Origin of the sequence: Shewanella sp. SW32 (genome assembly GCF_025653365.1) — a bacterium.
GTDB lineage: Bacteria > Pseudomonadota > Gammaproteobacteria > Enterobacterales > Shewanellaceae > Shewanella > Shewanella oncorhynchi.
The window spans coordinates 152,838-165,533 of sequence record NZ_JAKKSJ010000003.1; the positions used below are offsets into that span (position 1 = coordinate 152,838).

Below are 12,696 nucleotides of genomic sequence, written 5' to 3' on the forward strand. Positions count from 1 at the left end.
TCTGAGCTTTAAACAACATAATAAAAGAGATTAAATGCCTAAGCGCTCACGTTGATAGCTGCCATCTTGAACATGCTGGCACCATTCTTGGTTAGTAAGATACCACTCGACGGTTTTACGAAGGCCTGTCTCAAAAGTTTCTTGAGGTTGCCAATTAAGCTCACGGCTTATTTTAGATGCATCAATGGCATAGCGGCGATCATGACCTGGTCTATCTGCAACTTCAGTGATTAATGATGAATGCTGTGTGTTGAGTGAGTAACCACGCTCGTGCATTGGCGCGAGTTCATCCAAGATTGCACAGATAGTTTTGACTACCTCAATATTTTGTTTCTCGTTATGGCCACCAATATTGTAGGTTTCACCAATTTTGCCCTCAGTAACCACTTTGCATAATGCACGAGCATGGTCTTCGACATATAACCAATCGCGGATCTGGTCGCCTTTACCGTAAATAGGCAATGGCTTGCCTTCGAGTGCATTAAGGATCACTAGCGGGATCAGCTTTTCAGGGAAGTGATAAGGACCATAGTTGTTGGAGCAATTAGTCACTATGGTAGGTAAGCCATAGGTACGTAACCATGCACGAACTAAGTGATCACTTGATGCTTTAGAAGCTGAATACGGACTGCTAGGAGCATAAGGTGTTGTTTCGGTAAACAGCAGCAAGTGCTGGTCACTTGTTATTGGTGAATTGTGATTAGCGCCCACCATGACTTCGTCAGGGTGAGGTAAATCGCCATACACTTCATCAGTAGAAATATGATGAAAACGAAAGGCTTTCTTTGCTTCCGCAGATAAAACATTCCAATAAGCACGTGTAGCTTCTAGGAGTGTATAAGTACCAACAATATTGGTCTGAATGAAATCTGATGGACCTGTAATTGAACGGTCGACATGAGACTCTGCCGCTAAATGCATAACTGCATCAGGTTGATGCTGTGCAAATACTCTATCTAGTTCTGCTCTGTCACAAATATCCACTTGCTCGAATGCGTATCTTTCATTTTTGTCCACGCTTACAAGTGACTCAAGATTGCCTGCATAAGTCAGTTTATCGATGTTAATTACGCTATCTTGGGTATTGTTGATGATATGACGAACGACTGCAGACCCGATAAAGCCAGCACCACCAGTTATTAGAATTTTCATTACGTCTGACCTAAAAAAATAACGAAGGAGAACTATCTTCCCATGCCAAATAACACAACTTTGACCGTTTTTAGTAAAATTTTAATATCCAACAATGAGCTATGGTGCTTGATATAATAAATATCATATTTATGTTTCCAAACCGCATCCTCAACTGATGCTCCATAAGGATAACTGACTTGGGCTAACCCTGTTACTCCAGGCTTAACCGCATGGCGAAAACGATAATAAGGAATTTCTTTTTCTAACTCGGCGATAAACACTTCGCGCTCGGGTCTAGGTCCTACTATTGACATTTCCCCCCTAAGAATATTGATTATCTGAGGTAATTCATCGATACGCGTTTTGCGAATAAAATTACCCACTTTAGTTACTCGGATATCATTTTGCGTTGCCCATTGTGCTCCAGCTTTTTCAGCATCACTGCGCATAGAGCGGAATTTTATCACCTCAAACTCATCATTATATTGCCCAGTACGCCGTTGCTTATAAAATACAGGCCCTGGACTTTCTAATTTTATAGCTAGTGCAGTAATCAGCCCGACAGGTATAGCTATAGAACAAAGTAAAAGAGCTGCAAACAAATCAATTATACGTTTAGCTAGTTGGGTGCGTTTAGTAGATAAAATGGAAAATGCTTTTTGGTGCAAAAAATAACCACTGTGGAGTAAGCGTACTTCAGTATAACCCAGCCTCTCATCCAGATAACTGACCAAAGGTTCAACCCAAGCTCCTAATTCAGTAGCCTTAACCAAGAATTGCCTTTGCTCTTTGGTTAAGCGCGCACTTTCAAAATGGCAAATCACTTTGCAACTTAAATCAGTAATGCTGTAATCATTAACTACCATATCGAATGAGTAATCATCAATAATCTCACCTATCTCTAACTCCCTATCTTTTGGGCAATAGACATAAATAACCTCCTGAGTTAGTACCTGTCGTTTTGACTTAAAACGTTTAATTACTGTTTTAATTGGTTGAAACTCTTCGGCATCTACTATTTCATTTACTCGTAAATTCATACAAAGACCTAATTTGTTAACCATTAGGATGGCCTATGGCATGCAGAGCACAGCTATATGACTTTAAAATCAAATGCGGAAACCCTACGTTGATATTCTATACACTCTGTTTACGAGCAAAGTGCCTTATTAAAACAAACATTACACCTAACATACTGCCAAGCATAGTGCCTAATACGCAAATTAATGCGCGTTTAGGTTTTGCCTTTTCTTCAGGCACTAATGCGGGGTCAATAGTTTTAAAAACGTATTCGTCGCGCACTTCAGCAAACATGATAGTTTTCGCTTGCTCTTCTACTAACTTATACAAAATGGTTCGAATATCTGCCACATTAGTTAAAGCAATTTGTTTATTTAAAAACTCACTGCTACGATTCGCCTCAGCTACATCGCGGTCTTTCATTACTTTGTTAATGTCTTGGATTAACCAAGCGACCCACTGCTGCGCAACAGCAGGTGATAAATACTCAACTGAAATAGTGACCATTCCAGTTTCTTTCGCTTTATTAACAGCAATCATTTTGCTAAAGACTTTATAGGCCTCCTGCATTGATGGTTCTGGTTTAAATGGCGCTTTAGCTTCACGTACCCAAGTATTGGTTTGCTCATTATAAAGCTTAGGATCATAAATTAATTTATCAGCATCCCTATCCCATTTTTCGACTGCCATTAAATCGGCGAGGATATTGTGTCTTTGAATAAAATCACTGGTAAACTGTCGTGACTTTAATACCTCAATGGCTAGCTCTGTTTTATCCGTACCACCCTTAGCACCTAAATTTACCCCAGCTAAGCTAGCTAAGCCGCCAAACTGCGATGCTAATGCACTTAAACCACCGCCTTGCTCTTCAGATGCTGGGGCTAATAAAGCTTCGGATTTATAGATATTGGGTTGTTTTATTGCAAAAATAACCGCACCAATAGCAAATACTGCCGTAATAGCAATGATTAACCATTTGCCTTGCCAAATAACGGCAAATAACTCACGAAGATCGATTTCGTCATCTTGCACAGCCGACGGAAACTTTGCATCTTGTATATATTTGTTTATTTCATTAGACATTTAAAACTTATCTCGTTATGTAAGTTCTCGTAGACGGTTGACGGAACGCTTCGCTCGCAGATAACGGTAAAAGCAAAGCTAAGAACGTTGACGGTTGACGATTGACGGAACGTTCGCAGTCTCACTCACGGAACGCTCGATAACTGCTCCTGCGTTATTCTACCTCCTGCATCCATGCAGTCGTTCGCTTACCGTAAAGGCAAAGCCCGTTCCGTTATCCGTGAGTCACGTATTGACGTTCCGTTATCCTAGTAACATCCGTTAGTCACGTAGTGACGTTCTGTAGCCGCAAAGCGGCGTGCGCTTATTTATTTTCTGAATTTCGACCTTTAATCGATTTGATTAACCCAGCTAGCATGGCGGATATTCTTTCAGTTTTCATTAGTAAATCATCAACATAATTTGGTTCTAAATAACCAATATCTTTACCAATCATTGCTTGCGTAATCAATTCCGCAAGCGAAGCTTTAGCAATATATAAAAACTGTATTTGCTCTTTAGCGCCATAACGTTCCATTCCTTATTCGGTACATCCATGTACCTCACCTCTTCGAGGCCGAGGCAAAAATTCACATCGTTCAAAAGTTGCTCCTGCACTTTTGTCTGCAATATTTGACGGAACAGAAAGGCCGGACCGAGTAATTTGGTCTCTGAAGCCCCAATCTCGGAGGTCTTTTGTAGCTATATAAATAGAAGATGATAATTCGTAACTAAGTTGCCAGACTTCTAGCTTTTGAAACTTCATATCCATTCCTTGGAAAAATTTAAAACCGATCACGGTTGACGGAACCGGAAACGTTGACTGTTGACAGAACGCTTCGCTTACAGATAACGGTAAAAGCAAAGACGTTGACGGTTGACGGAACGTTCGCAGTCTCACTCACGGAACGCTGCGCTTACGGATAACAGACAATGCTTTTACCGTAAGGGCTCAGCCCGTTCGGTTATCCGCAAGTCACGTAGTGACATACTGTATCCGCAAAGCGGCGTTCCTGGCTCCTTAGTTCTACAGCCCTGCGATAACTGATACAGCAACAGCGGTGTTATAGATAATACCCGTGATCTGTGTCCAGAGACTTAGGTTATCTTTATATTCTGTATCTAATGGCACAATAATTGTATCACCCGGTTGTAACTGGTCTTCACTAGTAAACCAACTCGAACGACCAGGCATGAGTACTGAACCATTTGCTTGGATAACGTAAGTGCGGTCTTCATCAGCGCGTTTACGTGCACCACCAGACATAGCTAAATATTGGTCCAAAGTTAAGCCATCTTTAAATCTGTGAGTTGCTGGGTGCTGAACCTCTCCCATCACTGCAATGGTTTGCTTGGTCGAGGGAACATAGAGGATATCGGCATCTTCAAGCTGTATATTCGCTTGTTCAATCCCTAATGAAATTGCAGGTAAATCGACAACGAGGCGCCCTACCGCTTTGATATTTTCTAAATCGGCCAACATCAATTGCGCATCAGCATAATTGACCATAGTGCCATCCTGAGATACACCTCGTGTGGCTATATCTCGACGCAATTGATCGGCTAACTTTTTAATCTCTATTTGCTCTTGCTTACGAACAGATTCGCGCACAAATACGGCTGATGGCAAATAAGCATATTCAGTAAACCCACCCACACGAGCGATTAAATCATTTAGTGTTTCACCGCGGCGGATATTATAGCGTCCTGGGAATTTTACTTCGCCTCGGATTTCAACAACTTTAGATTCTTGCCAATCCGGAGTCGTCATCACTGTTAGCATGTCACGTCCAGTTAAACGGATATTGGCACTTTCGATTCCTTGCAAAGCTTGTGTTAAATCAAGATTATTATGCTTAATTCTCGAGCCATTGATATCGGTTGAGGTAGTGGTTAATTCAGCTCTAGCGGTATAAGCACCTTCTTTTAAACCACCTGCAGCGATCACTAAATCATTCACCCGAGCACCCACAGTCAGTGGATATACTCCGGGCTCTCTTACCTGTCCATCAATAGCAACTATTTTAATACCCGAGCCTGCTCGCCCTTGGCTATTTAATTTAACCATTACTGGGTAAAGTAACTCTTGACGACCCATCTGATTACTGAGTTTAAGTAGTTCTGTATCGTCAAATAAATTAGCCAACATTTTATTGACTACACCTTTAACAACCTCAGCCTCTTCAGACTCTTTCTTATCTGTTAGTACTACACCAGCAAGATCGGTACGTTGCGATAACTTAGTTTTATCGAGTTGAACAAAACCGGCTTTAAATAAATCTGAACCTAAAAGATTACTTGTATTTAAAGAAGTGACTTTTTCAACACGCTCTTTTACTAATTTATTTAACTCATAGCGATTCTGTATATCATCTGAAAAATTAAACAGGATGATTTTATCACGCGCATTTAAGCTAAGATCTTGGCCACTTTCTTTAGCACTAATTGCTTTCCCTGGTGAGAATTGATGCACTTCAATATCACCGTACTGATTCACTTCACGGATCACGATTGCGTAATCGAGATCAGCAGAAGCCGCTAAATCTCCCCATAGAGAAGGTAATACGTCACTCACTTTTTGACCGACAAACCATTGATATTTACCCGGACGAACAACAGCCCCGGCTATTGTGATGGCACTCTCGTATTGCTCCGACGCACTTTTTACACGAACAATGTCACCTGCTTTGGCCGGTGTATTTCGACCTTGCTCAGAGGTCAAGTCTACATTCACTATGGTTTTCAGAGATTTACTATTATAACGTTCTATTGAACTGCTTTTAGGATATGCCCCTGTATTTAACCCAGCGGCCATTGCGATAACGTCAGCCATGCTCTCATTGTGTTTTAGCTCGTAAATGGCAGGGCGTCTTACTTCGCCGGTTACGCTTACAAGGCCACCGATAGAAGGAATAAACACCACATCACCAGAATGGAGTCTTAAATCCCCCGATGCATCACCTCGCATTAACAGGTCATAAAGATCTAAAGTACCAACTAGTTTGCCATTACGTTTCAGCTGTACATTACGTAATGAACCGATCTCGTTAACACCACCAGAGACAAACAGAGCCTGAGTGATAGTTGATAAACTTGAAACCGTATACGAACCAGGTTTATAGGCATCACCGGCCACAAAAATGCGTATCGAGCGCAACTCACCCATAGTGATGTTGGACTCAATACCGATCATTTGCTCACTAATACGCTGGGATAAAGAGTCTCGGAGTTCAGAGAAACTAAGCCCCATGACAGGTATTGGACCCAGTTCAGGGAACTGAATAACCCCCTCACGGTTAATGACGAGGTCATACTCTTTATTTTCTTTACCATAAAGCTGGACTTTAATGTTATCGCCTGGACCAACGAGGTACTCTCCTGGAACAGGGACGTCTGACACAGGTGCAAATGTGCTAGGTTCACCAGCAAACATCTCATAACCGAAACGACGCAATTTTATTTTGCTGGGATCTTCAGAAAAATCTAACTCAGCTTTAGTAGCTTTTTTATCGGCATCAGACACACGAGCATTGGTGTCTCTTTCCCCTACGACTTCAGGATTTGTAACCTGAGTTTGGGCCTGAGAGCCTGAAAGCATATTAGGATCAATACCGTATTGCTTAGCAAGCCTTGCCTGTTCAGATTTAGGTAATTGCTTGAACTGCTCAATCATTTGTGGAGATGGCGTAACGGCATGAACCTGAGCGCCCATCAATATTGTGGCGCCAAGGCCTACTATGATGAATTTTTTGATTTGTTGTAACACCAGATATCTCCGATTGGGTTGAAAACAGGGTGTCGCAGAGCGACTTTTAGATTCTAAAGGCACCATAATACTATGGCTGCTAGGATCTAGAACGCTTCGCAGCGAGAGCCGACAAAGCAAGAACTGAAGAATTTACGGATAACGGAACGTTCGCGAGCTCACTTAACGCTAAGGATAAAGCTAAAAAGCAGAACGCCACCCAGTTAAAACGTCCATTACACAACTTTTATAATCTGAGATGCAGCAGTTTTTATTGCATCACAACAGGCCGCCCTAATTTCTAGCAATGAACCTGCGAGCGACCTACATAATTTTTTAATGTTGAGGTATGCAACTGGTGCGCACATCGTTGCGGGCCTAACGCCCTTCAGCGCTAACTTAACAAATGAAACTATTTATTCTTCAACCATATCCCTCTATAAATGCCAGTTCGGCATCCATGCCTCTTGCTCGAGAGCTTAACCTGCTGTTTCTCACCTTTCAGACACGCTACCGCCCATAGATTGCGGCTTCTAAATTGCCCTTCGCGATGCGAAAATTCATATTTTTCATTAACATAAAACAGTGTTACAAGAAATAGTTAAGCTCCACACTCATTCAGTTTCGCTAGTAAAATACCTTAACCATAGGATGTAAACACTTAAGATAAGAGCTTATATTCTAACTTTATGATTACAGAATCTTACTTCAAAGATTCACTACCGATAGAACATTTAATGTTCAAACGGCCATTTTTAAGATCACACCTTAACAGGTTGCATTTTAAAAATGTAACTACAAACCCTAAACAAAATCAACAAATTGATTTTTAAGTAAATATTAAACACCTTGTCACTTTGGTAGATATTTTATTAACTTCAAGAATGGCTAATATCTTACAGAATACTCAGCATTACTCCTACAAACAGGTTTGTACTTGTGCACTTAAACACAAATTCGTTCCACACTTTGCTGCGGTACAGTAACCGTCTTTATCTGCCCCATAATGTTAAAAAGAACATGGCAACGTTTGTTTGGGCATTTTTCTTGAAAAATGCCTTCGAGATCAACAAAGGGACCATCTGTAAAACGAATTTTCTCCCCCGTTTTTAGCTCTAATTCTTCGGCTAATACTGTTTGGGAAGGCGTTAGTTCTTTCATGCGAATGGCATGGATAATTCTGTCGTCAATGGGCGTCATTTTCTCTTGACAATTAACGATTCGATTCACACCACGAGTAGAATGGACCTGCCTGACACTTGTCTGACTTGGGTCAAAATTGATGAATAAGTAATTAGGAAAGAGTGGTACACGACAGACTTGTTTGCGCCCGCGCTGAGATTTCTCTTCAGAGACCATAGGCAAATACGTCTCTAAATTTTGAAGTGTTAAGTTCTGTTGTGCTCTCGCTTCACTACGAGGTTTACAATACAAAAGGTACCATGCCTTCATAAGCTAATCTCACTACCCTATAAATAAGTGACGTCCATTCACGGGTCGCAATCATAGCAAAGATGCTCAAGTCGGTGGAAGTAATTTTTCGACTATTCCAGTCTCTCGCTCGGTATGCATACAATGACGCTCACATTAACTAATTCATAATTAAAATCACAACACTATACTGCTGATAATGTCACCACTTAGCTTACCAAAATTGACTTTGGTTGCTTTTAAGGGGTATATAAGGTGGGATTTTAGCGAAAATACTCATTTTACTGCTAAACACATTACTTTTATTATAAGAACGTAACAATAACCCATACGTAACTAGCGGTTATTCAACAATTAATGAATGCTATAGCGCGAATTAATGGTTGATAAAAACCTGCAGGCGATATTGGGACGAGCAACAACCATTTTTCTGTGGTGACATCATCCTGTTTCAGGGGCCCACAGGCAATCACGAGCTTAAGGTGGAAGACTTCATGAGCGTAGCAAAACCACAAGGAACGATGCTTGGGCATCCCAAGGGATTGTTCTTGCTGTTTACAACAGAACTTTGGGAACGATTTAGTTATTATGCAATGCGTGCCATTTTGGTGCTTTATCTCGTTGATAGAGTGCAAAGTGATGGTGGACATGGCTTAGGATGGACTCAAGCTGAAGCTTTGTCACTTTACGGCACATTCACAGGTTTGGTTTACTTGACACCACTTATTGGTGGTTGGTTAGCCGATAACATACTGGGTCAACGCAAAGCCATTTATTTTGGTGGGGCATTAATGGCCGCAGGTCAATTCTTGCTTGCTGCGCCGCATAGCTGGATCCCTGGTCTAGAAACTACTGTATTTTATATTGGTCTAGGTACCCTCATTCTGGGTAACGGTTTGTTCAAGCCAAACATTTCCACTATGGTGGGCGATCTCTACGAAGAAGGCGATCACCGTCGTGATGGCGCGTTTACGATTTTCTACATGGGCATCAACTTAGGTGCTGCATTATCAGGTTTTATCGTCGCTTGGGCCTACACTAACTTCGGCCATGCTTCTATTATCGATGGTAAAGAAGTGTTTGTTAACAACTGGCAAGCGGGCTTCTTCTGTGCGGGTGTGGGGATGATTTTCTCTTTAATCATCCAATTTTTATTCGCGCAGAAATACTTAGGCGATATAGGAAGAGTGCCAGCCGCTAAGCTTGAAAAACAAAAAGCGGAAGAGAAAGGCGAAGTGCGTAAGGAACCACTGACCAAAGTCGAACGTGATCGTATTAAGGTCATCATGGTAATGGGTTTATTCACGATTATTTTCTGGGCGGGCTTTGAACAAGCGGGCGGTTTAATGAACTTGTTCACTAACGAGTTTACCGATCGTATGGTTGGCACCTTTGAAGTACCTACCACTTGGTTCCAATCGTTAAACGCTATTTTTATTGTGTTATTTGCCCCTGTAATTGCTTCTATCTGGATCCGTTTAGGTAAAAATGAACCTAATTCGCCAGTGAAATTTGCCTTAGGTTTGTTCTTATTGGCGATTGGCTTCTTGTTCATGATTGGCGCTGTGGTTGAGATGGGTAGCGATCCTACTGCTAAATCAAGCATGTGGTGGTTAGTGGGTGCTTATTTCTTCCATACTATGGGTGAATTATGTTTGTCACCTATTGGCTTATCTATGGTGACTAAACTTGCTCCACTGCGTATTGCCTCTTTGATGATGGGCGCTTGGTTCCTGTTTATTGCGATGGCGAACAAGGTTGCTGGGGTCGTAGGCTCTTTGATTGGTCACGGTGGTGGCAAAGAGGAACAACTTGCTAATGCTATGTCAATTTTTGCTGGTATCGCGATTACAGCGGCCCTGTCTGGCGTGGTCCTGTATTTTATGGCTGACAAATTAGTCGATTGGATGCATGGCGCAGAAACCAAACATCATACTGAAGCTGAAGCCTTAGAAAGCGAAATTGCAGTGACGGCTGAACATGAAGCGATAAAACGTTAATTATCCTGTTCAACTGTTTTTCACTGTTAAAACAAAACGCCTTACTCGCAAGAGTAAGGCGTTTTTGTTAAGTCAGCTATTCGGTTATATACTCAATTTCGCCAAAGCGTCAAAAAAACTAAAGGCTTAACTGTAGAAAACCACCTGCGGGTAGCGTTGCATCATAGACTAAGCCCTTAAACTTGTTATCAAGTAAAGCTTGTTTATGCTCAGGCTCACTTGTCGCAATACATAACTGTTCTTGCGGTAAAATACTGCGGAACTGAATGCTCGGTTTACCCCAATCTAACACGCCAAGCTGCAGGCTCTCAGACAGTGCTAACGGGCTTAATCCCTCGTCATTACGCAGATAACAACGCAGCCCCTTACCCGCCTGTGCAATAGCAGCACGGTACTTAGTTAGCTCAATAGCAACGTAAATCATATCGGCTTTAATATCGAGACCAGATTTCACTAAACGCTCGTTCAAATAGCTCATCATGTTAAAGGGCTCAATAATGCTCTGACTCTGACCATTTCTAAAATCTTTGAGCTTCTGATTAACAAAACTTCTCAGCAGAACGCAAGCAAACGCGGCTCGATTATCCTCTGGGTACAAATGGGCCATGTACATAATCAGGTAATCACTACCTACCATAGTTGAATCAATGAAATAACTGCTTATATCGCTATTTTTATAAAGGCTATAGTCAACCTTGGCTGCCGGATAACTAATATTTGAAGCGGGAAAGAGTTGTTGCTGAACTTGTTTTGCCGCAGCAACACTTTGCTCAAGCAATGCTAGATTATCACTTAATTCTTGGTGGGATAGCGCGTCAAAATCTGCGGCTTGAGTATCATCAATGTAGGAACTATGAAGGCTTTGTTTAATGGCTTGTTCAATAATAAATAAATCAGATACTGGCTTAACGAGATAATCACTTGCGCCAATGCGTAAGGCTTCAACGACGTCAGCCATGACATTATTACCCGAGATCACGATAGAAGGCACTAAAGGTGCTAACCTTGTCATTTCCTTAAGCATATCGAGCCCACCGAGCTTAGGCATACTCAAGTCTGCAAGGACAATATCGAAGCGCTGCGATTTAAAAACTGACAATCCTTGTTCACCATCACAGGCTTGTGTGACTTGCGCACCTCTGCTATCGAGAAAGCTTGCAACAATCTGCCTAAACACGGGGTCATCTTCAACTAAAAGAACCGCAACACCATTTAACGCCATAAAGGTTCCCGAATAAAGTTCATCGCATAGCCATTACTCAAGTGAATATGCCAATAACAAAATTTAACAAGGCGAGCATTTGATGACTAAAGACAAATGCTGTCAAGTACGGCCAATAGGGTTACTCAAGCTCCTGCATATACTGATCGAGCAACTCATCATCATCTTGCTTTTGAGGGACATTACCATCATAGACTTTATAGTCCATGTGTTGTAAATATGCATCTTTGACAAAGGCATAAGGATCGAGTGCATTATCAACAAGTCGCTCTTGATCGATTGCTGATGCTCTAGAATGAAGGTTTTTAAGTCCCCATTTAACAATGGATTGCCACATTGTTAACTCAGACAATGGGAAGTATAGACCATCAACCCAATCAGACGCGAGTTCTCGCACAACATAAGGACCCGCAAAAGGCGCCATGAAGTAAGGTCCATTAGGCACCCCATAATAACCCAGCACTTCATTAAACTCATCTTGCTTGCGGCTCATACCCATCATGTCAGCGACATCAATGACACCTAATAAGCCGACAGTAGAATTGATTGTAAAGCGTCCACCAGCATTAGCTGCCCAGCCCCACTTACCCTGCAACACATTGTTTACTAAGCTGCTAGGTTCCTCTAAATTCTGCACAAAGTTATTGATACCTGTTTTAGCAGGCGTAGGAATATAATCGTTATAACCATGGGCTACAGGACGATATAAATATCTATCTAGGTAGAGATAATTGAAGTCCCACATCGCTCGGTTAAAGCCTTCGAACGGATCGCGGGGATCATCATAGGTAATTTGTACCTTAGCAGGTGTTTCCTGCTGAATGGTATCTGGTAGGGATACTTCAGCCGATTGCACTTTAGGCAACAGCATTAACCCCAAAGATAATCCCATCCATTTTAACTTCATATCGCTCTCTTAATATAAATGTACAGTTTAGACATCAAATTTTCGCTAAAGTGACAATACAAAAATGACGATATAAAGATAATTCGTCTTAGTGGCATACTATCCAGTATAACAGTTCCTTTGTCACAAGGCGCATAAGCATACTTGGCAAAAAAAATTGGTCAATTGTTAATTT

8 protein-coding genes and 1 pseudogene are annotated in these 12,696 nt (G+C 41.6%); 1 reads left to right on the top strand and 8 read right to left on the bottom strand.

The annotated features are described in order from the left end of the window. Positions 1 to 30: 30 nt before the first annotated feature. The 6 genes and pseudogenes from rfbB to rfaH all read right to left on the bottom strand — a co-directional run bounded on the left by rfbB (position 31) and on the right by rfaH (position 8,413). Positions 31 to 1,152, bottom strand: a complete 1,122-nt coding sequence (gene rfbB, locus L5M28_RS02740) for a dTDP-glucose 4,6-dehydratase (protein ID WP_263202388.1) — start codon at positions 1,150 to 1,152, stop codon at positions 31 to 33. Positions 1,153 to 1,184: 32 nt separating this feature from the next. Beyond that, on the bottom strand, positions 1,185 to 2,174 hold the full coding sequence (locus L5M28_RS02745) for an exopolysaccharide biosynthesis polyprenyl glycosylphosphotransferase (protein ID WP_263202390.1): 990 nt from the start codon (positions 2,172 to 2,174) through the stop codon (positions 1,185 to 1,187). 97 nt (positions 2,175 to 2,271) lie between these two features. After that, entirely contained in the window at positions 2,272 to 3,237 is a 966-nt protein-coding gene (locus L5M28_RS02750; protein ID WP_263202391.1) for a Wzz/FepE/Etk N-terminal domain-containing protein, read from the bottom strand. A gap of 304 nt (positions 3,238 to 3,541) precedes the next feature. Next, positions 3,542 to 3,988: pseudogene (locus L5M28_RS02755) on the bottom strand (four helix bundle protein). 255 nt (positions 3,989 to 4,243) lie between these two features. Further along, the gene (locus tag L5M28_RS02760) at positions 4,244 to 6,982 is read right to left on the bottom strand and encodes an SLBB domain-containing protein (RefSeq protein WP_263202393.1); all 2,739 of its coding nucleotides are present in this window, start codon (positions 6,980 to 6,982) and stop codon (positions 4,244 to 4,246) included. A 924-nt stretch (positions 6,983 to 7,906) separates the two neighbouring features. Beyond that, positions 7,907 to 8,413 (bottom strand): transcription/translation regulatory transformer protein RfaH, encoded by a 507-nt coding sequence (rfaH, locus tag L5M28_RS02765; RefSeq protein ID WP_263162273.1) that lies wholly within the window; start codon positions 8,411 to 8,413, stop codon positions 7,907 to 7,909. Positions 8,414 to 8,886: 473 nt separating this feature from the next. Here rfaH and L5M28_RS02770 point away from each other — a divergent pair, with 473 nt between their 5' ends. Next, positions 8,887 to 10,392, top strand: a complete 1,506-nt coding sequence (locus tag L5M28_RS02770) for a peptide MFS transporter (protein WP_263202394.1) — start codon at positions 8,887 to 8,889, stop codon at positions 10,390 to 10,392. 118 nt (positions 10,393 to 10,510) lie between these two features. Here L5M28_RS02770 and L5M28_RS02775 read toward each other — a convergent pair whose 3' ends face one another. Together L5M28_RS02775 and L5M28_RS02780 are read right to left on the bottom strand one after the other, a co-directional pair. Then, the gene (locus L5M28_RS02775) at positions 10,511 to 11,614 is read right to left on the bottom strand and encodes a response regulator (RefSeq protein ID WP_198572616.1); all 1,104 of its coding nucleotides are present in this window, start codon (positions 11,612 to 11,614) and stop codon (positions 10,511 to 10,513) included. Between the two features lie 121 nt (positions 11,615 to 11,735). Further along, a complete protein-coding gene (locus L5M28_RS02780; protein WP_219233968.1) occupies positions 11,736 to 12,521 on the bottom strand; it encodes a VacJ family lipoprotein in 786 nt (261 codons plus the stop codon). Positions 12,522 to 12,696: the final 175 nt, after the last annotated feature.

Coding starts and splice junctions, on each gene's coding strand:
- rfbB (WP_263202388.1), bottom strand. CDS start 1,152: ATGAAAATTCTAATAACTGGTGGTGCTGGCTTTATCGGGTCTGCAGTC.
- L5M28_RS02745 (WP_263202390.1), bottom strand. CDS start 2,174: ATGAATTTACGAGTAAATGAAATAGTAGATGCCGAAGAGTTTCAACCA.
- L5M28_RS02750 (WP_263202391.1), bottom strand. CDS start 3,237: ATGTCTAATGAAATAAACAAATATATACAAGATGCAAAGTTTCCGTCG.
- rfaH (WP_263162273.1), bottom strand. CDS start 8,413: ATGAAGGCATGGTACCTTTTGTATTGTAAACCTCGTAGTGAAGCGAGA.
- L5M28_RS02770 (WP_263202394.1), top strand. CDS start 8,887: ATGAGCGTAGCAAAACCACAAGGAACGATGCTTGGGCATCCCAAGGGA.
- L5M28_RS02775 (WP_198572616.1), bottom strand. CDS start 11,614: ATGGCGTTAAATGGTGTTGCGGTTCTTTTAGTTGAAGATGACCCCGTG.
- L5M28_RS02780 (WP_219233968.1), bottom strand. CDS start 12,521: ATGAAGTTAAAATGGATGGGATTATCTTTGGGGTTAATGCTGTTGCCT.